A 22,651-nucleotide genomic window follows, 5' to 3' on the forward strand; every position below is an offset into this window, starting at 1 on the left:
TCAGCCGCTCTCCGGACCGCGCCGCCGCACCAGCGGCAGATACACCTCGTCCACGATCTCCACGAGGACGTCGTCGGGCGCGGCAGGCACCCCCCGTACGACGAACTCGTTGCGCAGCAGGACGACGGCCACGGTCGCGACCCGCGGGTGCAGCGCCTCCGGGGACGCTTCCCCACGGGCGACCGCGCGCCCCAGGATCGTCAGCCAGGGCGCGGCAGCCGCTTCGCCCGACTGGTCCTGCAGCTGCCCGAGAAGTTCCGAAGCGCCGCCGGCGGCGCCGAGCAGTTCGCGCAGGATCGCGCCGAGCGGGGAGCTCCAGTGCCGGTTAGCACGGCGCAGCCACTCAAGGACGTCGGCGCGCAGCTCGCCCGTGTCGGGCGGCTGGACGGTGGTGACCAGCTGCCGGTACGCGGCGATGCCGAGCGCCAGGCGGTTCGGCCAACGGCGGTACAGGGCGTTCTTGTTGGTGCCCGCCCGGGCGGCGACCTTGTCCATCGTCAGCCCGGCGTAGCCGGACTCGGTCAGCTCGTCCACGGCCGCGCGCAGGATCGCCTCCTCCAGCACAGCACCGCGCCGCCGCGTCCCGCCTGCGGCGGCCTGCTGCCGCTTCGGGTGCTCCGTCATACGCGCCCTGACCCTTCTCCCCAGCGGTACCGCTCGTACCTTCCCATTCTGATTGCCACCCGCATCCGCAGCCAACTAAGGTACGAGCCGTACCCTAAAATCGGCGACACAGAGAAATCGCCGACACAGAGAAGAGGGACCGACGCATGCGCGCCCGAGGAATCAGCTACGACACCGGCTTCGTCCACAACGGATCGACCGGCCGCAAGAACTTCACCCCCGAGCTGGTCGAGCAGGAGCTGCGCGTCATCCGCGACGAGCTGCACTGCGACGCGGTCCGCGTCATGGGCGGCGACCCCGACCGGCTGGAGCTGGCCGCCGGGTACGCGGCCGGCCTCGGCCTTGAGGTCTGGTTCTCGCCGTACCCGCTCGAACTCACCGCCGCCGAGATGCTGTCGCTGTTCGCCGACTGCGCCGAGCGCGCCGAGCGGCTTCGACGGCGGGGCGCCGAGGTCGTGTTCGTCACCGGCGCCGAACTGTCCCTGATGAACAAGGGTTTCCTGCCCGGCGACAGCACGGAGGACCGGGTGGCGCTGCTGGGTCAGCCGGATCTGCTGCGCCGGCACATCGGTGAAGTCGGCGCGCTCGTCAACGAGTTCCTGGGCGAGGCGGTGGCCCTCGTGCGCGAGCGCTTCGGCGGCAAGGTCACCTACGCCTCCGTACCGCTGGAGCGCGTCGACTGGACGCCCTTCGACATCGCGTCCATGGACATCTACCGGTCGGCCGGGACCGCGGACAGCTTCGCCGAGAGCGTCCCCGCTCTCGTCGCCTCGCTCCAGCTTCCCCTGGCGATAACCGAGTTCGGCTCGGCGAGCTACCGGGGCGCCGGCGACGCGGGCGCCCGCGGGCTGGAGATCGTCGAGGAGGACGGGACGACCCGCGCCCCCGTCCGGCTGGACGGGGTGTACGCCCGCGACGAAGCCGGGCAGGCCGGGTATCTGCGCGAGCTGCTGACGGCGTTCGACGCCGGCGGCGTCGACAGCGCGTTCGTCTTCACCTTCGCGCTGTACGACTTCCCGCACCGCCCCGGCGGCGATCCCCGCGACGATCTGGACCTCGCCAGCTACGGCATCGTCCGGGTCCTGGAGGACCGCCTCGGCACGACGTACCCCGGGGTGCCGTGGGAGCCCAAGGCCGCGTTCGGCGCCCTGGCCGACTTCTACCGGGACCACAGGCCCGCCTAGACCACATTCTGCGCGCTCAGACCACCTTCCACCGCACCAGCGCGCCCAGCACCAACGCCCCCGGCACCAACGGCAGCCACACCGTGATGATCCGGAAGCCCAGCACGGCGGAGGTGGCCAGGGTGACCGATGCGCCCGTCGTGACGAGCGTGACCACCAGGGCGGCGTCCACCGACCCGAGCCCGCCCGGCGTCGGGATGACGGCGGCGGCGACACTCGCCGCGAGGTACGCGATCGCCACATGCACCACGGGCACCGGCATCTCCAGCGCCAGCGCGACCGTCACCAGCGCCGCCGCCTGGAGCGCGGGGAACGCCAGCGAGCCGCCCCACAGCGCGAACGCGCGGGCCGGCCTGGTGTGCAGGGACCTGACGTCGGTCAGCGCCGTCGTCAGGAACGTACGGACGATCCGGCGCAGCGGCCGTACGGCGGCCACCACGAGCACGGCGGCGCACGCCACCACCCCGGCGGTCACCGCCAGCGGCAGGACGGCCCCGGCGGGTATGAGACCGTCCAGCCGCAGCGCGTCGGGGAACGCCAGCAGCAGGACGGCCAGCAGGAAGATCCGTCCGACGGACTCGGCGAGCAGATACAGCGCGAGCGCGGCGGACGAGCGGCCCAGCGGCACCCCGCAGCGTTTGAGGAAGCGCAGATTGACGGCGCCCGCGCCGAGCCCGGACGGCAGCAGATGGTTGGCGGCGCCCGCGGCGAACTGGGTGGCGAGCAGCCGCCCCGCAGGCAGCGGCTCCAGGACCGTGCCCTGCCGGGTGAACGACACGGCGACCCAGCCGAGACCGGTGACCGTGACGGCCACCAGCAGCCAGTACGGGTTCGCCCCGAGGAGCTGGTGTCCGCCGTCGGCGATGACCGGCCAGTGCTGGAAGACGAAGAGACCGATCACGAGGATCGGGATGACGCAGGCGATCTGCCGGATCTGACGCAGCGGAACCCGCCGCAGGACTCTGTCCATCGTTCTCGGTCGTCCCTGCTCGTCGTGCGCGTACGCACGTCGTGCGCGTACACACGTTCCGGGGGGGGGAGGGGGAGCTCTCGCCGTCAGTTTGCCCCGGCGTACGCCTCCTTCCACCCTCCTGCGGCCGACAGTTGGGGAACGGTTGGGCGAACGGCACAGGACGCGAGCACCCGGACGCGGAAACGCCCGAGGGCGGCACCCCCTGGGAGAAGGGGTGCCGCCCTCGGTAAGAACAGCCGATCGACCGGCGGCCGGAGCCGTGGTGGATCAGAAGTCCATGTCACCGCCCGGCATACCGCCGCCGGCCGGGGCCGCGCCGGCCTTCTCCGGCTTGTCGGCGATAACAGCCTCGGTGGTGAGGAACAGCGCCGCGATGGAGGCGGCGTTCTGCAGCGCGGAACGCGTGACCTTCGCGGGGTCGATGATGCCCTCGGCGATCATGTCCACGTACTCGCCGCTCGCGGCGTTGAGGCCGTGACCGATCGGCAGGTTGCGGACCTTCTCGACGATGACGCCGCCCTCAAGACCACCGTTGACGGCGATCTGCTTGAGCGGGGCCTCCAGCGCGAGCTTGACGATGTTCGCGCCCGTGGCCTCGTCGCCGTCCAGCTCGAGCTTCTCGAAGACCGAGGAAGCCTGGAGCAGAGCCACGCCACCACCGGCGACGATGCCCTCCTCGACGGCGGCCTTGGCGTTGCGCACCGCGTCCTCGATGCGGTGCTTGCGCTCCTTGAGCTCGACCTCGGTCGCGGCGCCGGCCTTGATGACGGCCACGCCGCCGGCCAGCTTCGCGAGGCGCTCCTGGAGCTTCTCGCGGTCGTAGTCCGAGTCGCTGTTCTCGATCTCGGCACGGATCTGGTTGACGCGCCCGGCGACCTGGTCGCTCTCGCCCGCACCGTCGACGATCGTGGTCTCGTCCTTGGTGATGACGACCTTGCGGGCACGGCCCAGCAGGTCCAGGCCGGCGTTCTCAAGCTTGAGACCGACCTCCTCGGAGATGACCGTGCCGCCGGTGAGGATGGCGATGTCGTTGAGCATGGCCTTGCGGCGGTCACCGAAGCCCGGGGCCTTGACGGCGACGGACTTGAAGGTGCCACGGATCTTGTTGACGACCAGGGTCGACAGCGCCTCGCCCTCGACGTCCTCCGCGATGATCAGCAGGGGCTTGCCCGACTGCATGACCTTCTCCAGCAGCGGAAGGAGGTCCTTCACGTTGCCGATCTTGGAGTTGACGATCAGGAGGTACGGGTCGTCGAGGGACGACTCCATGCGCTCCATGTCCGTGGCGAAGTACGCCGAGATGTAGCCCTTGTCGAAGCGCATGCCCTCGGTGAGCTCAAGCTCAAGACCGAAGGTCTGCGACTCCTCGACGGTGATGACGCCTTCCTTGCCGACCTTGTCCATCGCCTCGGCGATGAGCGCGCCGATCTGGGTGTCGGCGGCGGAGATGGAGGCCGTCGAAGCGATCTGCTCCTTGGTCTCCACGTCCTTGGCCTGCTCCAGCAGGGCGCCGGAGACGGCCTCGACGGCCTTCTCGATGCCGCGCTTGAGAGCCATCGGGTTGGCGCCGGCCGCCACGTTGCGCAGGCCCTCGCGGACGAGCGCCTGGGCGAGCACGGTCGCCGTGGTCGTACCGTCACCGGCGACGTCGTCCGTCTTCTTGGCGACTTCCTTGACCAGCTCTGCGCCGATCTTCTCGTACGGGTCCTCGAGCTCGATCTCCTTGGCGATGGAAACACCATCGTTGGTGATCGTGGGGGCGCCCCACTTCTTCTCGAGGACGACGTTTCGGCCCTTGGGGCCAAGGGTGACCTTGACGGCGTCGGCGAGCTGGTTCATCCCGCGCTCGAGACCGCGCCGTGCCTCCTCGTCGAACGCGATGATCTTGGCCATGTGAAGTGGTCCTCCCGGACTGGGGTGGATTCTCCGGACCGCGTCCGCGCCCGCGACGGACGGCCTGAGAGCCGTGCGGTTCCTTGCCCCACCGGCTCTCGGGCCTCGCTGACGAGGTCCATAAGTTGTCACTCTCACCTGCAGAGTGCTAACGCCAATGATTAGCACTCGACCCCCCAGAGTGCAAGCGACCCGAAGGGTCATCGATGGGGGGTGGCGGCCGGGCGACGGGTGGGCGCAAGCGACCCCCGCCCGGACCGCCCCGCGCACACACGCACGAGAGGGGACACCCGGGACGCACGAGAGGCCCGGACCCCGGTGTCAGGGTGCGGGCCTCTCGGCGTGAGTACTGGTGATGCGTCGGTGGCCGATCGCGCCGGGATCAGACGGCGAGCTTGACCATGTCCGCCTGCGGACCCTTCTGGCCCTGCGAGATCTCGAACTCCACTCGCTGACCTTCTTCAAGGGTGCGGTAACCGTCCATCTGGATCGCGCTGTAGTGGACGAATACATCCGCACCACCGTCGACCGCGATGAAGCCGTACCCCTTCTCCGCGTTGAACCACTTGACGGTGCCCTGAGCCATGCCTAACTCCCCTATTACTGGCCCCTGCGCGGGACCGCACTTCGCGCCGGAACGCGTCGACCGCGGCTGAATGTATCTGCCCAACTGCCCTCTGCAACAGGTCAATTAGACGAGAATTCTGGGCATGGCTGATCGCACGAAGCGGTGAATTCACAGCGTTCCAGGGCAAGTCGGGCCAGGCAAAGCGCACGTAACAGTGGCAAACGGCATCCGGACTTTGGCGCTATGTTGTCGCGTTCTCATATGCGCCCGGCACGCGCGGGGACGGGGCGAGGGCGGCGCTTCCCGAATCGTACCGCGCTCAACCACATGGAAGTGCCCCCTCCGCTTCTCTCGCGGAGGGGGCACCGGGGGTCACTCAGCGCAGCCGGCGGACGGTCAGCAACCGCCCGCTACCGCCGGGATGATGGAGATTCCGGCGCCCTCGGGGGTGACCGTCTCCAGGCCGCCCTCGAAGCGCACGTCGTCGTCGTTCACGTACACGTTCACGAACCGGCGCAGCTTGCCCTCGTCGTCCAGGACGCGGGCCGCGATGCCCGGGTGGTTCGCCTCCAGCGACTGGATGACCTCGGAGAGGTTGGCGCCCTCCGCCGGGACCTCGGCCTGGCCGCCGGTGTACGTGCGGAGGATGGTGGGGATGCGGACCTTGACGCTCATGGTGGCGTGCCTTCCTTAGGTAGTGGGCGGCGGGTTCAGCCGGCCAGGCCGGCGCTGCGGAACGCGTCGAGGCTCGGCTTGATGGTCGCGGTCGGCCCGGTCGTGGGAGCCACCGCGTCGAGGGTCTTCAGTCCGTCGCCGGTGTTCAGGACGACGGTGGTGAGCGTCGGGTCCAGCAGGCCGGCGTCGATGAGCTTCTTCGTCACGCCGACGGTCACACCGCCCGCGGTCTCGGCGAAGATCCCCTCGGTGCGCGCCAGCAGCTTGATGGCGTCCACGATCTGCTCGTCGTTGACGTCCTCGACGGCGCCGCCGGTGCGCCGGGCGATGTCCAGGACGTACGGACCGTCGGCCGGGTTGCCGATCGCCAGCGACTTGGCGATGGTGTTCGGCTTCTGCGGCCGTACGACGTCGTGGCCCGCCTTGAAGGCGGCGGAGACCGGCGAGCAGCCCTCGGCCTGGGCGCCGAAGATCTTGTACGGCTTGTCCTCGACGAGACCGAGCTTGATCAGCTCCTTGAGCCCCTTGTCGATCTTCGTGAGCTGCGAGCCCGAGGCGATCGGGATGACGAGCTGGTCGGGCAGCTCCCAGCCGAGCTGCTCGCAGATCTCGTAGGCGAGCGTCTTGGAGCCTTCGCCGTAGTAAGGACGGAGGTTGACGTTGACGAAGCCCCAGCCCTCGCCCAGCGGGTCGCCGATCAGCTCGGAGCAGAAACGGTTCACGTCGTCGTAGTTGCCCTCGATGCCGACGAGTTCGCCGCCGTACACAGCTGCCATGACGACCTTGCCCTGCTCCAAGTCGTGCGGGATGAAGACGCAGGAGCGGAAACCGGCCCGCGCCGCCGCGGCGCCGACGGCGCCCGCGAGGTTGCCGGTGGAGGAGCAGGAGAGGGTGGTGAAGCCGAAGGCACGGGCGGCCTCGACGGCGATGGCGACGACCCGGTCCTTGAAGGAGTGCGTCGGGTTGCCGGAGTCGTCCTTCACGTGCAGGGCGCCGGTGATGCCCAGCTCACGCGCGAGGTTGTCGGCCTTGACGAGCTTCGTGAAGCCGGGGTTGATGTTCGGGTGGTCGGCCACATCGGCCGGGACCGGCAGCAGCGGGGCGTAGCGCCAGATGTTGTTCGGGCCGGCCGCGATGCGCTTCTTCAGCTCTTCGGGGGTGCCGCTCGGCAGGTCGTACGCCACTTCGAGCGGCCCGAAACAGCTCTCGCAGGCGAAGATCGGGCCGAGGTCGAATCGCTCTCCGCATTCGCGGCACGAGAGTGCGACGGCGGGTCCGAGGTCGACAGTGTTCTGGACGGTCTGCACAGCCATGAGGCGAGGCCCTTTCTCCTCATCTTCCTCGCGACGCGTTTCGCCGCAAGACGGAATTGGCACCTTCCCCACCGTGACCTCGCGGTCGGCGGGAGGGTTGCCGGGGCTTCAACGGGCCGTTCCCTCTGCCCCTCTGGATGAGCGGTATGGCGCCGGACCCGGGGTCCGGTGCGTTTGTTCCGCGTGATGACCCCGGCATGCGAAGGACATCTGCGTTGTTCAAGACTGTAACCGAAGGAACGGACGGTTGAGAGAGCCGTCCGCGTCGCGAGATGGATCACGTGCAGGGAGAGCCGATCGTGCTGGAAGAGGTGGAACGCTGGCTGACCAGGCGTTCCTGGTCCGCCTCGGACCGCAGTCTTGACCAGCTGCTGGTGGCAAAGGCCACACGGGGTACCACGGTGAGCGTCGTGCTCCCCGCGCTCGACGAGGAGGAGACGGTCGGCGAGATCGTGTCCGTGATCCGGCGCGAGCTGATGGAGAAGGTGCCTCTCGTCGACGAGTTGGTGGTGGTCGACTCCGGTTCGGCGGACCGTACGGGCGAGGTGGCGGCGAAGGCCGGCGCGCGGGTGGTGCACCGCGACGAGATCCTGCCCCGGCTGCCCGCGCTGCCCGGCAAGGGCGAGGTGCTGTGGCGCTCGCTGCTGGTGACGAGCGGCGACGTGGTGTGTTTCGTGGACGCCGATCTGAAGCGGTTCTCCGCCGACTTCGTCTCCGGCATCGTGGGCCCGCTGCTCACCGACCAGGACATGCACTTCGTGAAGGCCATGTACGACCGGCCGCTGGACGGCGCGGCGGCGCGGCCGCGCGGCGGCGGCCAGGGCGGCAGGGTCGGCCAGGGCGGCAGGGTCACGGAGCTGGTGGCGCGCCCGCTGCTGAATCTGCACTGGCCGCTGCTGGCGGGCTTCGTCCAGCCGCTGGGCGGCGAGTACGCGGTGCGCCGCTCGCTGCTCGAACAGCTCGCGTTCCCCGTCGGGTACGGCGTGGAGCTGGGGCTGCTGGTGGACGCGCTGCACACGGTCGGGCTCGACGCGCTGGGCCAGGTCGACGTGGGGGTGCGCGTCCACCGGCACCAGGACGACCGGGCGCTCGGGCGGATGGCGGCGGCGATCTACCGTACGGCGCAGCTCCGGCTGTCCCGGGCGCATCTGGTGCGCCCCGAGCTGACGCAGTTCGAGCGGGGCGCGGACGGATTCGTGCCGCGCACGTACGCGGTGGATACCGAGGAGCGGCCGCCGATGCGGGAGATCGTCGAGTACGCGTCCCGTCGCGCGGCGTAACCACACATAATCATTCTTTTTACCTAGATTGACCGTCATGGGTCTGAGTGACGTTCTGGACGCCCGGCACGCCGCTGCCGTGTCGGGCGGGCGCATGGCCGAGGCGGGCGGCGCCGCCGAACAGCTGTGGCTGCTGGGCGGGGTGGCGCTCGCGCTGCTCGCGGCGGGGGTGGTCGCGCTGGCCGCCGCGCGCGGGGTCGGCCGCGGGTCCGGCCGGGGGTCCGGCCCCGGCCAGCACGACGAGTGACCCGCCCGTACGTTTGAGCGTTTCCTGGACGGGCTAGATTTCGGCACATGGTCTCCGAGCAAGCCGCCCAGGTACTCGTCGCGTCCAACCGCGGCCCCGTCTCGTACACCCTCCGTGACGACGGGGAGCTGGAGGCCAGGCGCGGCGGGGGCGGGCTGGTCTCCGGCCTGTCCGCCATAGGCCCCGACACGGACGCCGTGTGGGTCTGCGCCGCGCTCGGCGAGGGCGACCGCGAGGCGGTGCGCCGCACCGGCGGCCGGCTCGACCAGGCCGACACGGGCGACCAGCGGGTACGGATGCTCGGCATCGCGCCCGAGGTGTACGCCGACGCGTACAACGCCGTCGCGAACTCCACGCTCTGGTTCGTCCACCACATGCTTTACCAGACCCCGCTCGAACCGGCCTTCGGCCCGGAGTTCCGCGCGCAGTGGGCGTCGTACGAGGCGTACAACCGCGCCTTCGCCGAGGCCCTGGCCGACGAGGCGGGCGACGGCGCGGCCGTGCTGGTGCAGGACTACCACCTGGCGCTGGTGCCGGGGATGCTGCGGGCGCTGCGGCCCGATCTGCGGATCGGCCACTTCTCGCACACCCCGTGGGCGCCGGTGGACTACTTCCGGCTGCTGCCGGACGACATCGCGCGCCAGCTGCTGCGCGGCATCCTCGGCGCCGACCGCGCCGCCTTCCTGACCCACCGGTGGGCCGACGCGTTCACCGCCTGCTGTACGGAACTGCTCGGCGACACCGGCAAGACCCGGATCGGGGTGCACAGCCTGGGCGCCGACGCCGACTTCCTGCGGGAGCGTGCGCACCGCGCGGACGTGGACGACAGGATCGTGTCGCTGCGGGAGCAGATCGGCGAGGCCGACGGCGCGCCGCGCAAGGCGATCGTCCGGGTCGACCGCACGGAACTGTCCAAGAACATCGTGCGCGGCATGCTCGCCTACCGGCAGCTGCTGACCGACCGCCCCGAGTGGCGCGGACGCGTCGTGCATGTCGCCTTCGCCTATCCGTCCCGGCAGGATCTCGCCGTCTACCGCTCGTACACGGCGGAGGTGCAGCGGGTCGCCGAGGAGATCAACGAGGAGTTCGGCCAGGAGGGCTGGCTGCCGGTCGTGCTGCATGTCGAGGACGACTTCGCCCGCTCGCTCGCCTCGTACCGGCTGGCGGACGTGGCGCTGGTCAACCCGATCAGGGACGGGATGAACCTGGTCGCGAAGGAGATCCCGGTGGTCTCCGACAACGGCTGCGCGCTGGTGCTGTCCCGGGAGGCGGGGGCGTACGAGGAGCTGGGCGAGGACGCGGTGGTGGTGAACCCGTACGACATCTCGGCGACGGCAGCCGCGCTGCACACGGCGCTGACGATGCCGGACGACGAACGCACGCAGCGCACGAAGCGCCTCGCGGCGGCGGCTACGGCACTGCCGCCGCAGCGCTGGTTCCTGGACCAGCTGGAGGCGCTGCGCGCGCTGGAGTGAGCGACGGCTGTCGTGACAGCCGTCCGGCTGTCACGTCAGCCGGCCGCGAGCAGTTCGAGTGTGTCGATCACGCGGTTCGAGAAGCCCCACTCGTTGTCGTACCAGGCGACGACCTTGACGTGCCTGCCGTCGACACGGGTGAGGGCCGAATCGAAGATCGCCGACGCCGGGTTGCCCGTGATGTCCGACGACACGAGCGCGTCGTCGGAGTATTCGAGTACGCCGGCGAGCGGCCCGTCGGCCGCCTTGCGGTACGCCGCCAGCACGTCGTCGCGTGTGACGTCGCGCGCGACCGTCGTGTTCAGTTCGACGATCGAACCCACCGGCACGGGCACCCGGATCGAGTCGCCGGAGAGCTTGCCGTCGAGCTGGGGCAGCACGAGACCGATCGCCTTCGCCGCACCGGTCGTGGTCGGCACGATGTTCACCGCGGCAGCGCGGGCGCGGCGGGCGTCGCGGTGCGGACCGTCCTGCAGGTTCTGCTCCTGCGTGTAGGCGTGCACCGTCGTCATGAAGCCGTGCTCGATGCCGGCGAGTTCGTCGAGGACGGACGCCAGCGGCGCGAGCGCGTTGGTCGTGCACGAGGCGTTCGAGACGACCGTGTGCGTGGCCGGGTCGTACGCGTCGGTGTTGACGCCGAACGCGAGCGTGACATCGGCGCCGTCAGCGGGCGCGCTGACCAGCACGCGCTTCGCGCCCGCCTCGATGTGGGTGCGGGCGGCCTTGGCCGATGTGAAGCGGCCGGTCGACTCAAGGACGATGTCGATGCCCAGCTCGGCCCACGGCAGCTGCGCCGGGTCGCGCTCGGCGAGCACGGTGATGCGACGGCCGTCCACGACGAGGGTCTGCCCGTCCACGGTCACGGGGCGGCCGAGCCGGCCCGCCGTCGTGTCGAAGGCGAGCAGCCGCGCGAGAGCGGCGGGTTCGGTGAGGTCGTTGACGGCGACGACGTCGAGGTCGGTGTCGCGTTCGAGCAGCGCGCGCAGCACATTGCGTCCGATGCGGCCGAATCCGTTGATGGCGATGCGAGTCATGAGTGGGGTCCCTTTCTGTCTCACCATCAGCGTCCCGCGCGGTGCGGGCCGGTGGCAGCGGCAGGATCGCCAGGGTCCGCAAGGATCGCGCCACGGACTATTCCCGCTGGTCACCTTGGGCGAAGGTGCGGCGGTACTCGCTCGGCGTGGTGTCGAGGACGCGGTGGAAGTGCAGCCGCAGATTCGCACCGGTGCCCAGACCGACGTCCACGGCGATCTGCTCGACGCTCCGCTGCGAACGTTCGAGCAGCTCACGGGCCACGTCGATGCGGGCGCGCATGACCCACTGCATCGGGGTGTACCCGGTGTCCTCGACGAAGCGCCGGGAGAACGTGCGCGGCGACACCCGCGCGTGCCCGGCGAGCACTTCAAGGGTGAGCGGATCGCCCAGCCGGTGCAGCGCCCACTCCCGGGTGGCGGCGAACCGCTCACCGAGCGGCTCGGGCACACTGCGCGGCACGTACTGCGCCTGGCCGCCGCTGCGGTACGGGGCGGCGACGAGGCGGCGCGCCGCGTGGTTGGAAGCGGCGACCCCCAGATCGCCGCGCAGGATGTGCAGACACAGGTCGATGCCGGACGCGGCGCCGGCCGAGGTCAGCACACTGCCCTCGTCCACGAACAGCACGTTCTCGTCGACCCGGACCAGCGGTCGCTTCGCCGCGAGCGCCTGCGTGTAGTGCCAGTGCGTCGTGGCGCGCTTGCCGTCGAGCAGCCCGGTGGCGGCGAGCGCGAAGGCACCCGTCGAAATGGCGGCGAGCCGCGCACCCCGGGCGTGCGCGGCGACCAACGCCTCGACCACGGCGGGCGGCGGGTCGTCGCGGTCCGGGTGCCGGTAGCCGGGGACGAAGACGATGTCGGCCCAGGCGAGCGCTTCGAGCCCGTGGGCGACGGAGTACGCGAGACCGTCACCACCGGTCACAAGACCGGGCGCCGCGCCGCACATCCGCACCTCGTACGGCATGCTCGCGCGGGTCGTGAACACCTGCGCGGGGATACCGACATCGAGGGGCTTGGCGCCTTCGAGCACGAGAACGGCGACGTGATGCAGGGGCGGGGGCGGCACGGGACCGAGCGTACCGGCGGACGCCGCCCGGAACGGGTGCGCAGGTGCCGGACCGGCGACGGGCGCCCGCCGCGGCTGCGGCTGGTGCCACGTCGCTGCCGGGGAGTGCCCTTGGCCCCTTGTGGGCGAGAGCCGCTCCAGCGTGGCGGCAAAGCCGCCAACGCGTGCGCCGACCGCCGCCGCCGTCCGGTCTGATCCGCAGACCGGGCCCGAGGCCCTGTCCGGCCCCGCGAGCACCGCAAGATCCCACCGGCACTGTTTGCGCGTGAGGGACGCCCGCCGTGCAGCCGGCGCATGGTCACGGCGGTACGTGTGACCGCAAGGCGACCGGGCGAAGCTTGCCGGACAGGGCCTAGTCCGCCACCGCCGCCGCCAAGTCGGCCAGGAAGTCCGCCACCGCTCCCGGGCCCGGGAGTACCAGGTCCGCGCCTGCCGTCATCTCCGGGACCTCCGTGCCTCCGCTGCACACCAGCAGACCCGGGTGGCCTTCCGCGCGCAGCCGGTCCACGGCAGCGAACGCCGGGAGGTCGCCCAGGTCGTCGCCCGCGTACAGGACCGTCTCCGCGCCGACCTCGCGTACGTACTCGGCGAGGGCGACGCCCTTGTCCATGCCGGGCGGGCGCAGTTCTAGGACCATCCGGCCCGGTTCCAGCATCAGGCCGTGCCGGTCCGCCAGCTCGGCCAGCGGCTCGCGCAGTGCGTCGAAGGCGGCCTGCGGATCGGCGGCACGCCGGGTGTGGACGGCGACCGCCTGGCCTTTCTCCTCTATCCAGGTGCCCCGCCAGGCCCCGAACTTGTCGAGGAATCCGGGCAGTTCGGCGCGGGCCGCCGCGACGCCCGGATGCGGCGCCGGGGTGCGTACGGTGCCGGTGACCGCGTCCCAGCGCTCGGCGCCGTAATGGCCGAGGACCACGAGATGGTCCAGGCCCGGTACGCCGGCGAAGCCGCCGTACCGTACGGCGACCCCGGCGGGACGGCCGGTGACCACGGCGACGGAAGCGACGCGCGGCGCGAGGGCGGCGAGTGCGGGCACGGCGCGCGGGTGCGCGCGGGCCTGTTCGGGGTCGGGGACGATGTCGGCGAGGGTGCCGTCGAAGTCGAGCGCCACGACGGCTTTGCCGGGCCTGGCCAGGAGCGCGGCCAGTCCTTCGGCGCCTGCGGCGGTGGTCGGATGCGGCAGGGAGTGCGGGTTGCTGCCCATGCTCACGACCTTATCGAGCCTCAGCGCTGCGCGCGGTGGGCCTCCCTGATCCTGCGCAGCCTGTTCACCGTCACCGGGTCGTGCGCGAGCGCCAGCGGGTCGTCGAGGAGGGCTCGGAGCAGCTGGTAGTAGCGGGTCGGCGAGAGGCCCAGCTGCTCCCGTATCGCCCGCTCCTTGGCGCCGGGGCCCGGCCAGCCGACCCGCTCCATGCCGAGCACGGCACGGTCACGGTCCGACAGCTCACGGTCGGACAGCGCACGTTCGCCCGGCTCGGGTTCGGCCGGCTCGGGTTCGGCCGACTCGGGTTCGCCCGACTCGGGTTCGGCCGGCTCGGGTTCGGCCTCAGCGGCGTGGTCTTGTTCCATGGCGCAGCCACGCTACCCGGCGGCACCGACATTCTTCGGAATCGAAGTTTGTATGGGTGCAGAACAATCCCGGGCAGTGGACTAGACCTTTCATAGGTCTTCGCGGGAGACTGTCTCCCGTGGAACACGTCATCGCCCTCGATGTGGGCGGCACCGGTATGAAAGCCGCCCTGATGGGCGCCGACGGCACGTTGCTGCACGAGGCCCGCCGGCCCACCGGCAGGGAGCGTGGCGCGGGCGCCGTCGTCGAGACGATCCTCGGTTTCGCCGCCGAACTGCGCGCCTACGGCGTACAGCAGTTCGGAGAGAGCGCTCTCGCCGCCGGCGTCGCCGTCCCCGGCATCGTCGACGCGGAGCGCGGCATCGCCGTGTACTCCGCCAATCTCGGCTGGCAGGACGTACCGCTGCGCGACCTGCTCGGCGCCCGCCTCGGCGGGATCCCCGTGGCGCTGGGGCACGACGTGCGCACCGGCGGCCTCGCCGAGGGGCGGCTCGGCGCCGGCCGGGGGGCCGACCGGTTCCTGTTCATGCCGCTGGGCACCGGGATCGCCGGGGCCATCGGGATCAACGGCTCGATCGAGGCCGGCGCGCACGGCTACGCGGGCGAGATCGGCCATGTCGTGGTCCGCCCCGACGGACCCGTGTGCGGCTGCGGACAGCGCGGCTGTCTGGAGACGCTCGCCTCGGCCGCCGCCGTGACCCGGGCCTGGGCCGAGACCAGCGGCGACCCGCTGGCGGACGCCGCCGACTGCGCCAAGGCCGTGGAGTCGGGCGACCCCGCGGCCGTCGAGGTGTGGCGCGACACGATCGACGCGCTCGCCGCCGGGCTCGTCACCGCACTCACGCTGCTCGACCCCAGCACAATGATCATCGGCGGCGGACTCGCCGAAGCGGGGGAAACCTTGTTCACGCCGCTGCGTGCCGCGGTCGAGGAGAAGGTGACGTTCCAGAAACTGCCCACCATCGTCCCCGCCGCCCTCGGGGACACCGCCGGACGCCTGGGCGCAGGGCTGCTCGCCTGGGATCTGCTCTCCACGGAGGTAACCACCTGATGGCCGCAAGCGCCGTACGCACCGCACGCACAGTCCTCGCCGGCGCCCGGGTGGTGCTGCCCGGCGGGACCGTCGACGGCGGCCGGGTGGTCGTCGAGGACGGCAAGATCGCGGAGGCCGCCCCCGCCGGCGACGCCGCCACCCTGGACCTGACGGGCCACTGGGTGGTCCCCGGCTTCGTCGACATGCACAACCACGGCGGCGGCGGGGCCTCCTTCACCTCCGGCTCGGCGGACGACGTGCTCCAGGGCATCGCCACCCACCGCGAGCACGGCACGACCACCGTCGTCGCCTCCACCGTCACCGGCGAGATGGACTTCCTCGCGCAGCGCGCCGGATTCCTCTCCGAACTGGTCGAGCAGGGCGATCTGGCCGGGATCCACTTCGAGGGCCCCTTCATCTCCCCCTGCCGCAAGGGCGCCCACAGCGAGGCGCTGCTGCGCGACCCCGACCCCGCCGAGGTGCGCAAGCTGCTCGACGCGGCGCGCGGTACGGCGAAGATGGTCACCCTCGCCACCGAACTCCCCGGCGGCATCGAGTCCGTACGGCTGCTCGCCGAGCACGGCGTGATCGCGGCGATCGGGCACACGGACGCGACGTACGAGCAGACCGTCGAGGCCATCGAGGCGGGCGCGACCGTCGCGACGCACCTGTTCAACGCCATGCCGGCGATCGGCCACCGGGCGCCGGGGCCGATCGCCGCGCTGCTGGAGGACGAGCGGGTCACCGTCGAACTGATCAACGACGGCACCCATCTGCACCCCGCAGCGCTGGAGTTGGCGTTCCACCGCGCGGGCGCCGGCCGGGTCGCCTTCATCACGGACGCGATGGACGCGGCGGGCTTCGGTGACGGGCTCTACCAGCTCGGCCCGCTGGCCGTCGAGGTCAAGGACGGCGTGGCGCGGCTGGTGGAGGGCGGCTCGATCGCGGGCTCGACCCTGACGCTGGACACCGCGTTCCGCAGGGCGGCCACCGTCGACCGGCTGCCGGTCGAGGACATCGTCAACGCGATCTCCGCCAACCCGGCGAAGCTGCTCGGCCTGTACGACAAGGTCGGCTCGCTGGAGCCGGGCAAGGACGCGGACCTGGTGGTGCTGGACGCGGACTTCACGCTCAAGGGCGTGCTGCACAAGGGCGAATGGGTCATCGAGCCCGAGCTGGGCTGACGCCGGCGCGGATGCCGGTGGAGGGGAAGCGGTTGGTCCGAGGTCTGGGCCAACCGCTTACTTTTTGGCATGATCGTTCCTGCAGTATGCAATCAACGGCAGGGCAGTTGGCGACAGGCGCGTTCTCGGGGGTGTGACAGATGATCGTTACGGTCACGCTCAACGCTGCGCTGGACATCACGTACCGCACCCCGGCACTGGTCCCGCACACCACCCACCGCGTCAGCGACGTCACCGAACGGCCCGGCGGCAAGGGCATCAACGTGGCCCGGGTGCTCGCGGCGCTCGGTCACGAGACCGTGGTCACCGGCTTCGCGGGCGGCAGGACCGGCGACGTACTGCGCGAACTGCTGGCGCACACGTCACAGGCAGGCACGTCACAGGCAGGCACGTCACAGGCAGGCACGTCACAGGCAGGCATGTCACAGGCCGGCACGTCGCAGGCCGGCACGACCGACGCACTCGTGCCGGTCGCGGGCGCCACCCGCCGTACGGTCGCCGTCGTGGACGCGGCGACCGGCGACACCACGCAGCTCAACGAACCCGGACCGGTCGTCTCGGCCGCCGAATGGGCCGCCTTCCTCGACACGTACGCCCGGCTCATCGACGGCGCCGACGCCGTCGCGCTCTGCGGCAGCCTGCCGCCCGGTATCCATGTCGGCGCCTACGCCGAGCTGGTACGTCTCGCCCGGGGCGCCGGGGTGCCCGTACTCCTCGACACCAGCGGCGAACCCCTGCGCCGGGGTGTCGCCGCCCGCCCCGACCTGGTCAAGCCGAACGCCGACGAACTCGCCCGGCTCACCGGCTCACGCGAACCGCTGCGCGCCACCCGCGACGCCCGCAGACGCGGTGCCCACGCCGTCGTCGCCTCGCTCGGCCCCGAAGGGCTCTTCGCCGCCACCCCCGAAGGGCTCTGGCGCGCGGCGCCGCCGGCCTCGGTGAAGGGCAATCCGACAGGTGCGGGCGACTCGGCCGTCGCGGGGCTGCTGTCCGGCCTCGTCGAACGGCTCCCGTGGCCGGACCGGCTGGCGCGGGCCGTCGCCCTGTCCACGGCGACGGTCCTGGCGCCGGTGGCGGGCGAGTTCGACGCCGTCACGTACGAAAAGCTGCTGCCCCAGGTCGCGGTGACAGAACAGCCCGCAGGCTGACCTGCGGGCTGACGCTGTGACCTGCTTGACCAGTCTCGGTCAGTCCTGCTTCTTCGGGGGCGTGACCTCGAGCCAGTCGAGGAGCACGTCGCACTGATTGCCGTTCTCGCAGGAGATCTTGATCGTGTTCTTGCCCTGCTGGAGCGAGACCGGCGCCCAGGTCGTCTGCCAGTTCTTCGCCGGGTCCGGGTCGCTGGACTTGATGAAGTTCGACAGGTTGATCGGGGAGCTGTTGGCCTTGCCGTTGACCGTGAGCGTCGCGTTCATGTCCTTCGCGGGGACCGCGTACCGCACGGACAGCGCGTACGGACCCGCCTTGTCCATGTCCGCCGTCCACGTGACGGAGGATCCGACGGCGTTGAAGCCCGTCACATAGGCGCCGTCGGCGCCCTCGGCGCCCGTGACGTCCTTCGCGAGCGCGGCCCCGCCGCCGAGTTCCAGCGTCGCAGCGTCTTGCTTCGGCAGCTTCGCGACCGGTGCGTCGCCCTTGTCGGACGGCTGACCGCTCGGCTGCTGCGACTGCGCCGCGCTCGGCTGGCCCGACGGCGACGCGTCGTCCTTCTTGTCGCCGCCGCTGGAGGACAGCGCGATCGTGATACCGATCACGACGGCGGCGACCACCGCGACGGCGCCGATCAGCAGCACCTTCGTGTTCGGGCCTCTGCCACGCCCGCCACCGCGCTGGGCCGGCACCTGACGGGTGGGCGAGCCACCGTCGGGCTGGGCCGCCGGGGCCCCGTACTGGCCCTGCTGCTGGTACTGCGCCTGCTGGCCGTAACCCGACTGACCGTAGCCGGGCTGGCCGCCCTGCTGGCCGTACCCCTGCTGGCCGCCGGACTGCCCGTAACCGGGCTGCTGCTGCGCCGCCGGGCCCGGGTAGCCGTAGCCGCCCTGGCGCGCCTGCGGCGGCACGGCCTGCTGCCCGTACTGGCGCTCGCCGACGGTCCTGACCTGGTTGTACGACGTTCTGGGCACGCCGGGCTGCGCGGCCGGGCCGGGGTAGCCGTAGCCGCCCTGCCGTCCCTGCGCCGCGGCCGCCGCCTGTCCGTCCTCGTACAGATAGCCGAACGGGTCGTCGTCCTCGGGCTTGCTCGCGCCGTCGTTCCCGGCCGTCATCCCTGGGTCACTCCTTACCATCTCGCCAGCATCGCCGACCGGCCGAGCCTACCTCGGATGGGCGGGCCGCCGGACGGCTCTTGGCTATGCGGGGCCGGTCTTCCGGCCGTATTGGATCACTGTCACGACGGTCGTATGGACGGCGGGGGACGGCTGTCGGGACCACGGGTGAACAACCGCCCCGCTGCCGCCCCGGGGCCTGCGCCGACCCTCGGCCGGTCGTTGCGCGGACGCCCTATCCGGCCCTCCGGTGGACCTTGTTCCGGGCCCGCTTCTCGATGTACATGCGCTGGTCGGCGGATTTCAGCACGTCCTCGACAGACATCCCGCAGCTCGCCCAGCCGATGCCGAAACTGGCGCCGACGCGCACGGCCCTGCCGTCCACCCTGATGGGCGGAATGATCGCGTTCCGCAGCCGTACGGCGAGATCGGCGGCGTCCGCGGCGCCGAGCCCGTCGGCGAGAACGACGAATTCGTCACCTCCGAGCCGGGCGACCGTGTCGCCGTCCCTGACTCCGGTGGTCAGCCGGCGCGCGACCTCGATCAGCACCGCGTCGCCGGTGTTGTGCCCGAACCTGTCGTTGATCGACTTGAAACCGTCGAGGTCGCAGAAGAGGACGGCCAGCCCCTTCGCGCCTTCGTCGTCCTCGCTCGGCGCCACCATGTGCTCGTGGCTGTCGGAGTGGCCGCTGCCCGGGGCGCCGAGGGCGCCGTACCGGCCGCCGCGCTCGCCGGTGCGCTCCTCGTAGCTGTCATGGCCGTCGTAGCCGTCGTACGCGTCGTAGGCCGGCTCGTACAGCACCGTGCCCTCGTAGCCGCCGTACGCCGCGTCCAGCTGCTCCACCGCCGTCTCGCGCAGGGCGTGCGGGCGGGCGCAGAGCCGGGCGCTGAGCCGCGAGCGCAGCTCGGCGCTGTTGGGCAGCCCGGTCAGCGAGTCGTGCGAGGCGCGGTGGGCGAGCGCGAGTTCGCGGCTCTTGCGCTCCTCGATGTCCTCGACGTGCGTGAGCAGCAGCCGGGGGCCGTCGCTGGTGTCGGCGACCACCGAGTTCCGCAGGGAGACCCAGACCCAGCTGCCGTCGCGGCGGGCGAGCCGCAGCTCGGCGCGGCCGCCCTCGGCGGACGTACGGAGCAGGGTGCCGATGTCCTCGGGGTGGACGAGGTCGGCGAACGAATGGCGGCGCATGGCGGAGGCGGGGCGGCCGAGCAGCCGGCACAGCGCGTCGTTGGTGCGCAGCAGCCGACCGTGCTGGTCGCCGCCCATCTCGGCGATGGCCATGCCGCTGGGGGCGTACTCGAACGCCTGCCGGAAGGACTCCTCGCTGGCGCGCAGCGCCTGCTGCTCGCGCTCCAGGCGGACGAGGGCGCGCTGCATGTTGGCGCGCAGGCGCGCGTTGCTGATCGCGATGGCCGCCTGCGAGGCGTACATCTGCAGGGCCTCCTGGCCCCAGGCGCCGGGGTGCCGGCCACCGCGCGGACGGTCGACGGATATGACGCCGAGCAGTTCGTTGCCGCCGCCGGACGCGTACATCGGCGCGTACAGCCGGTCCTGCGGGTGCCACTCGTCGGCGAAGCGGGGGTCGGGGCCTTCGGTGTACCACTGCGGGACGTCGTCCTCCAGCAGCACCCAGCCCTCGGTGTGCGGTATGAAGCGCAGCGAGCCCCAGCTCACGCCCATCGACAGCCGGCGCTCCCAGGAGTTGCGGGAGCCGACCCGGCCGGTGATCAGGGCCTCGGCTGCGGCGTTCCCGGCGAAGGCGGCGACGACCAGATCGCCGTCGGCCTGCACGACGTTGACGCAGGCGAGTTCGTAGCCGAGCCCCGAGACGATGCCGTCGGCGACCGTCTGGAGCGTGTCAGCCAGGCTCCGGGCCGTGTTGAGGTCGGCGACCGCCTGATGCAGCTGCCGCAAGGTCGCAAGACGGACGTAGGGCTCCGACTCGGTCTCCATTGCTCGCTCTCCCCGAGACCTCGACAGCAACTCCAGGATTCTCATCGGCTCTCGTGTTGCACCGTCACCGCCACTGAATCACAGCGAGCTGTGCGCCCGGTACACAGGGTCAACAAATAGTCGGCTCTGTGACTCAAGTCACATCAAATGATGAAGAGTAATGGGCGCTTTGTGGGAGCGCTCCACGCGTTTTCCTGAACACAATTCAAGGTTGACCACCTTGCGGCGGGGTCTCAGGTGCGTCAGCCAGGTCCTAGGACTTGACTGGTCCTCTGGCCCGATGCGGACGCCGGAGAGCCGAGACTAGCGTCTGAGGTGTGTCCCAGACGACCCCTGCTTCCTCCTTCGAGGCCCACGACCGTCCCGTCGAGGCCGACGACCGCCGCGTTGAGGCCCACGATCGTCCCGTCGAGGCCGACGACCGCCCGACAGCCGGGACGATCCCCCACGCCGGCGGGACGATCCCCCATGCTGAGGGGGTGAGCAACGACGAGTTCCGCGCCGCGATGTCCCGGCTCGCGGCGGGAGTGGTGCTGGTGACGGCGCACGAAGAACCCCTGAGCGCGCACGGCCCGCGCGGCGAGGACGCCGGCATGACGGCGACCGCGTTCCTGTCGGTCTCCCTCGACCCGCCGCTGGTCCTGGTCAGCGTCCGCAACGGCTCGCGCATGGACGACCTGCTCGCCGAACAGCCGCTGTGGGCGGCGTCACTGCTCTCCGAGAGCCAGCGGCACATCGCGGGGCGGTTCGCGATGAAGGGCCGGATCAGCGACCGGCTGCTGTTCGAGGACATCCCCTATCGACGGGGCGAGGCGAGCGGGGCGCCGCTGGTCGGCGGGGCGCTGGCGGTGCTGGAGTGCCGTACGGAGCAGCGGGTCGAGGCGGGCGACCACACGCTGGTGATCGGCCGGGTGCTGACGGCGGAGCTGCCGAGCGGGGAGGGCGGGCCCTTGACGTACTTCAAGGGCCGCTACCACCAGATCTCGTAGGGCGGCGGCCACGACACGGACGGGCGTGGGCGCTATCCCCAGCCGCGCCCGGAACGGCCGCGCTTGGTGTCGGAGCGCTGCTTCTTCTCGCGCAGCCTGCGCTCGTTGATCCCGCGCGGGATCTTCGACTTGCGGCGCTGGCGGGGCGGCGGAGCCGTCGCCTCGGCGAGCAGCGAGGCGAGCCGCACGGCTGCCGTCTCGCGGTTGCGCCACTGCGAGCGGTGCTCCGAGGACCGTACGGACACGACGCCACCGGTGAGCCGGCCTTCGAGCCGCTCCAGCGCGCGCTCCTTCCACACGGGCGGCAGGGCATCGGTCTTGGCGAGGTCGAAGCGCAGCTCCACCTGCGAGTCCGTGGTGTTCACATGCTGACCGCCGGGCCCCGAGGAACGCGAGAAACGCCACATGAGCTCGGCCTCCGGCAGGGAGACCGAACCGCGGATGACATACGGAGGCCCGGACATACGTCCATGGTCGCGTGTCCGTGCCACTTCCGTCACCCGTTTTTCGCCAGGGGGCGGGCTGAGCCACGGGCGACACGGGCGTCACGGGCGTCACGGGCGTCACGGGCGTCACGGGCGTCCCGGGCACCTTCGAACTGCGTCACGGGCACCTTCGAACTGTGTAAAGAAAGTAAAGCGGCTGGAACCTCTCAGTCCCCTGCCCGCGTTATAGGGGTTGACGGTAGCTTCGGGACCGCACGAAGCCCGCACACACGACAAGGAAAGGGACACATCCCATGGCTGTAAGCCTGTCCAAGGGCGGCAACGTCTCGCTCACCAAGGAAGCGCCGGGCCTCACAGCCGTCACGGTCGGCCTCGGCTGGGACGTCCGCAGCACCACCGGCACCGACTTCGACCTCGACGCCTCGGCTATCGCGGTCAACGCCACGGGGAAGGTCTTCTCCGACGGCCACTTCGTCTTCTTCAACAACAAGTCGACGCCGGACCAGACCATCGTCCACACCGGCGACAACCGCACGGGTGAAGGCGCCGGCGACGACGAGGCGATCAACGTGAACCTGGCGGGCCTGCCCGCCGACATCGACAAGATCGTCTTCCCGGTCTCCATCTACGACGCGGAGACCCGCAGCCAGAACTTCGGCCAGGTGCGGAACGCGTACATCCGCATCGTCAACCAGGCCGGCGGCGGCGAGATCGCCCGCTACGACCTGAGCGAGGACGCCGCCACGGAGACCGCGATGGTCTTCGGTGAGCTGTACCGCAACGGTGCGGAGTGGAAGTTCCGCGCGGTCGGCCAGGGCTACGCCTCGGGCCTGGTGGGCATCGCGACGGACTTCGGCGTCAACCTCTGACACGCCTCCCCTTTCGGGACAG

General features: G+C 71.1%; 22 protein-coding genes and 1 riboswitch. Of the genes, 9 read left to right on the plus strand and 13 right to left on the minus strand.

Annotation, left to right across the window (positions count from 1 at the left end; all coding sequences use genetic code 11):
- Window positions 1–624 carry a TetR/AcrR family transcriptional regulator gene (locus OHS57_RS16840; RefSeq protein WP_328582484.1) on the minus strand — a complete coding sequence of 208 codons (624 nt, stop codon included), beginning with the start codon at window positions 622–624 and terminating at the stop codon, window positions 1–3.
- A 146-nt stretch (window positions 625–770) separates the two neighbouring features.
- On the opposite strand from OHS57_RS16840, the gene OHS57_RS16845 reads away from it, so the two are divergent.
- Window positions 771–1,808, plus strand: a complete 1,038-nt coding sequence (locus OHS57_RS16845) for a hypothetical protein (protein ID WP_328582485.1) — start codon at window positions 771–773, stop codon at window positions 1,806–1,808.
- Window positions 1,809–1,824: 16 nt separating this feature from the next.
- Here the strand turns inward: OHS57_RS16845 and OHS57_RS16850 are convergent, their stop codons facing one another.
- The 5 genes from OHS57_RS16850 to thrC form a co-directional block, all read right to left on the minus strand.
- The gene (locus OHS57_RS16850; protein ID WP_328582486.1) at window positions 1,825–2,778 is read right to left on the minus strand and encodes a lysylphosphatidylglycerol synthase transmembrane domain-containing protein; all 954 of its coding nucleotides are present in this window, start codon (window positions 2,776–2,778) and stop codon (window positions 1,825–1,827) included.
- 270 nt (window positions 2,779–3,048) lie between these two features.
- The gene (groL, locus tag OHS57_RS16855) at window positions 3,049–4,674 is read right to left on the minus strand and encodes a chaperonin GroEL (RefSeq protein ID WP_041988372.1); all 1,626 of its coding nucleotides are present in this window, start codon (window positions 4,672–4,674) and stop codon (window positions 3,049–3,051) included.
- Window positions 4,675–5,056: 382 nt separating this feature from the next.
- Window positions 5,057–5,260, minus strand: a complete 204-nt coding sequence (locus OHS57_RS16860; protein WP_005315736.1) for a cold-shock protein — start codon at window positions 5,258–5,260, stop codon at window positions 5,057–5,059.
- 378 nt (window positions 5,261–5,638) lie between these two features.
- Window positions 5,639–5,917 (minus strand): MoaD/ThiS family protein, encoded by a 279-nt coding sequence (locus OHS57_RS16865; RefSeq protein WP_041988367.1) that lies wholly within the window; start codon window positions 5,915–5,917, stop codon window positions 5,639–5,641.
- Window positions 5,918–5,952: 35 nt separating this feature from the next.
- A complete protein-coding gene (thrC, locus tag OHS57_RS16870) occupies window positions 5,953–7,230 on the minus strand; it encodes a threonine synthase (RefSeq protein ID WP_328582487.1) in 1,278 nt (425 codons plus the stop codon).
- A gap of 16 nt (window positions 7,231–7,246) precedes the next feature.
- A riboswitch (SAM riboswitch) is annotated at window positions 7,247–7,374 on the minus strand.
- Between the two features lie 155 nt (window positions 7,375–7,529).
- Here thrC and OHS57_RS16875 point away from each other — a divergent pair.
- From OHS57_RS16875 to OHS57_RS16885, 3 genes are read left to right on the plus strand one after another with little or no spacing between them, the layout of a single operon-like run.
- Complete coding sequence (locus tag OHS57_RS16875) at window positions 7,530–8,510, plus strand: glucosyl-3-phosphoglycerate synthase (RefSeq protein ID WP_328585087.1); 981 nt, start codon at window positions 7,530–7,532, stop codon at window positions 8,508–8,510.
- 37 nt (window positions 8,511–8,547) lie between these two features.
- Window positions 8,548–8,757, plus strand: a complete 210-nt coding sequence (locus tag OHS57_RS16880) for a hypothetical protein (RefSeq protein ID WP_328582488.1) — start codon at window positions 8,548–8,550, stop codon at window positions 8,755–8,757.
- Between the two features lie 47 nt (window positions 8,758–8,804).
- Window positions 8,805–10,232: an alpha,alpha-trehalose-phosphate synthase (UDP-forming) gene (locus tag OHS57_RS16885; RefSeq protein ID WP_328582489.1), complete on the plus strand. Its 1,428-nt coding sequence runs from the start codon at window positions 8,805–8,807 to the stop codon at window positions 10,230–10,232.
- A gap of 35 nt (window positions 10,233–10,267) precedes the next feature.
- Here OHS57_RS16885 and gap read toward each other — a convergent pair whose 3' ends face one another.
- The 4 genes from gap to OHS57_RS16905 form a co-directional block, all read right to left on the minus strand.
- A complete protein-coding gene (gene gap, locus OHS57_RS16890; RefSeq protein WP_328582490.1) occupies window positions 10,268–11,266 on the minus strand; it encodes a type I glyceraldehyde-3-phosphate dehydrogenase in 999 nt (332 codons plus the stop codon).
- Between the two features lie 97 nt (window positions 11,267–11,363).
- Window positions 11,364–12,329, minus strand: a complete 966-nt coding sequence (locus OHS57_RS16895; protein ID WP_328582491.1) for a GlxA family transcriptional regulator — start codon at window positions 12,327–12,329, stop codon at window positions 11,364–11,366.
- Between the two features lie 352 nt (window positions 12,330–12,681).
- On the minus strand, window positions 12,682–13,530 hold the full coding sequence (gene otsB, locus OHS57_RS16900; RefSeq protein ID WP_041988357.1) for a trehalose-phosphatase: 849 nt from the start codon (window positions 13,528–13,530) through the stop codon (window positions 12,682–12,684).
- A 20-nt stretch (window positions 13,531–13,550) separates the two neighbouring features.
- Window positions 13,551–13,895, minus strand: a complete 345-nt coding sequence (locus OHS57_RS16905; protein WP_328582492.1) for a DUF3263 domain-containing protein — start codon at window positions 13,893–13,895, stop codon at window positions 13,551–13,553.
- Window positions 13,896–14,014: 119 nt separating this feature from the next.
- On the opposite strand from OHS57_RS16905, the gene OHS57_RS16910 reads away from it, so the two are divergent.
- From OHS57_RS16910 to OHS57_RS16920, 3 genes are all read left to right on the plus strand, one after another.
- Window positions 14,015–14,947: an ROK family protein gene (locus tag OHS57_RS16910; RefSeq protein WP_328582493.1), complete on the plus strand. Its 933-nt coding sequence runs from the start codon at window positions 14,015–14,017 to the stop codon at window positions 14,945–14,947.
- Window positions 14,947–16,113 carry an N-acetylglucosamine-6-phosphate deacetylase gene (gene nagA / locus OHS57_RS16915; RefSeq protein WP_041988352.1) on the plus strand — a complete coding sequence of 389 codons (1,167 nt, stop codon included), beginning with the start codon at window positions 14,947–14,949 and terminating at the stop codon, window positions 16,111–16,113. Before OHS57_RS16910 ends, nagA begins: the two co-directional genes overlap by 1 nt.
- Window positions 16,114–16,253: 140 nt before the next feature.
- A complete protein-coding gene (locus tag OHS57_RS16920; protein WP_328582494.1) occupies window positions 16,254–17,261 on the plus strand; it encodes a 1-phosphofructokinase family hexose kinase in 1,008 nt (335 codons plus the stop codon).
- Window positions 17,262–17,300: 39 nt separating this feature from the next.
- Here the strand turns inward: OHS57_RS16920 and OHS57_RS16925 are convergent, their stop codons facing one another.
- A complete protein-coding gene (locus OHS57_RS16925; RefSeq protein WP_041988347.1) occupies window positions 17,301–18,377 on the minus strand; it encodes a CBM35 domain-containing protein in 1,077 nt (358 codons plus the stop codon).
- A 235-nt stretch (window positions 18,378–18,612) separates the two neighbouring features.
- A complete protein-coding gene (gene cdgB / locus OHS57_RS16930) occupies window positions 18,613–20,325 on the minus strand; it encodes a diguanylate cyclase CdgB (RefSeq protein WP_041988345.1) in 1,713 nt (570 codons plus the stop codon).
- A 506-nt stretch (window positions 20,326–20,831) separates the two neighbouring features.
- Between cdgB and OHS57_RS16935 the strand changes: the two genes are divergently transcribed.
- Window positions 20,832–21,314, plus strand: coding sequence for a flavin reductase (locus OHS57_RS16935; protein ID WP_107070178.1), 483 nt, complete (start codon window positions 20,832–20,834; stop codon window positions 21,312–21,314).
- Between the two features lie 32 nt (window positions 21,315–21,346).
- Here OHS57_RS16935 and arfB read toward each other — a convergent pair whose 3' ends face one another.
- On the minus strand, window positions 21,347–21,778 hold the full coding sequence (gene arfB / locus OHS57_RS16940; protein WP_328582495.1) for an alternative ribosome rescue aminoacyl-tRNA hydrolase ArfB: 432 nt from the start codon (window positions 21,776–21,778) through the stop codon (window positions 21,347–21,349).
- A 275-nt stretch (window positions 21,779–22,053) separates the two neighbouring features.
- Between arfB and OHS57_RS16945 the strand changes: the two genes are divergently transcribed.
- Window positions 22,054–22,629, plus strand: coding sequence for a TerD family protein (locus OHS57_RS16945; RefSeq protein ID WP_041988340.1), 576 nt, complete (start codon window positions 22,054–22,056; stop codon window positions 22,627–22,629).
- Window positions 22,630–22,651: the final 22 nt, after the last annotated feature.

This window comes from Streptomyces sp. NBC_00370, from assembly GCF_036084755.1.
GTDB lineage: Bacteria > Actinomycetota > Actinomycetes > Streptomycetales > Streptomycetaceae > Streptomyces.

Excerpts from the sequence above, each read along its gene's own strand:
- OHS57_RS16840 (WP_328582484.1), bottom strand. The coding sequence starts at position 624 with ATGACGGAGCACCCGAAGCGGCAGCAGGCCGCCGCAGGCGGGACGCGG.
- OHS57_RS16845 (WP_328582485.1), top strand. The coding sequence starts at position 771 with ATGCGCGCCCGAGGAATCAGCTACGACACCGGCTTCGTCCACAACGGA.
- OHS57_RS16850 (WP_328582486.1), bottom strand. The coding sequence starts at position 2,778 with ATGGACAGAGTCCTGCGGCGGGTTCCGCTGCGTCAGATCCGGCAGATC.
- groL (WP_041988372.1), bottom strand. The coding sequence starts at position 4,674 with ATGGCCAAGATCATCGCGTTCGACGAGGAGGCACGGCGCGGTCTCGAG.
- OHS57_RS16860 (WP_005315736.1), bottom strand. The coding sequence starts at position 5,260 with ATGGCTCAGGGCACCGTCAAGTGGTTCAACGCGGAGAAGGGGTACGGC.
- OHS57_RS16865 (WP_041988367.1), bottom strand. The coding sequence starts at position 5,917 with ATGAGCGTCAAGGTCCGCATCCCCACCATCCTCCGCACGTACACCGGC.
- thrC (WP_328582487.1), bottom strand. The coding sequence starts at position 7,230 with ATGGCTGTGCAGACCGTCCAGAACACTGTCGACCTCGGACCCGCCGTC.
- OHS57_RS16880 (WP_328582488.1), top strand. The coding sequence starts at position 8,548 with ATGGGTCTGAGTGACGTTCTGGACGCCCGGCACGCCGCTGCCGTGTCG.
- OHS57_RS16885 (WP_328582489.1), top strand. The coding sequence starts at position 8,805 with ATGGTCTCCGAGCAAGCCGCCCAGGTACTCGTCGCGTCCAACCGCGGC.
- gap (WP_328582490.1), bottom strand. The coding sequence starts at position 11,266 with ATGACTCGCATCGCCATCAACGGATTCGGCCGCATCGGACGCAATGTG.
- otsB (WP_041988357.1), bottom strand. The coding sequence starts at position 13,530 with ATGGGCAGCAACCCGCACTCCCTGCCGCATCCGACCACCGCCGCAGGC.
- OHS57_RS16905 (WP_328582492.1), bottom strand. The coding sequence starts at position 13,895 with ATGGAACAAGACCACGCCGCTGAGGCCGAACCCGAGCCGGCCGAACCC.
- nagA (WP_041988352.1), top strand. The coding sequence starts at position 14,947 with ATGGCCGCAAGCGCCGTACGCACCGCACGCACAGTCCTCGCCGGCGCC.
- OHS57_RS16920 (WP_328582494.1), top strand. The coding sequence starts at position 16,254 with ATGATCGTTACGGTCACGCTCAACGCTGCGCTGGACATCACGTACCGC.
- OHS57_RS16925 (WP_041988347.1), bottom strand. The coding sequence starts at position 18,377 with ATGACGGCCGGGAACGACGGCGCGAGCAAGCCCGAGGACGACGACCCG.
- cdgB (WP_041988345.1), bottom strand. The coding sequence starts at position 20,325 with ATGGAGACCGAGTCGGAGCCCTACGTCCGTCTTGCGACCTTGCGGCAG.
- OHS57_RS16935 (WP_107070178.1), top strand. The coding sequence starts at position 20,832 with ATGTCCCGGCTCGCGGCGGGAGTGGTGCTGGTGACGGCGCACGAAGAA.
- arfB (WP_328582495.1), bottom strand. The coding sequence starts at position 21,778 with ATGTCCGGGCCTCCGTATGTCATCCGCGGTTCGGTCTCCCTGCCGGAG.
- OHS57_RS16945 (WP_041988340.1), top strand. The coding sequence starts at position 22,054 with ATGGCTGTAAGCCTGTCCAAGGGCGGCAACGTCTCGCTCACCAAGGAA.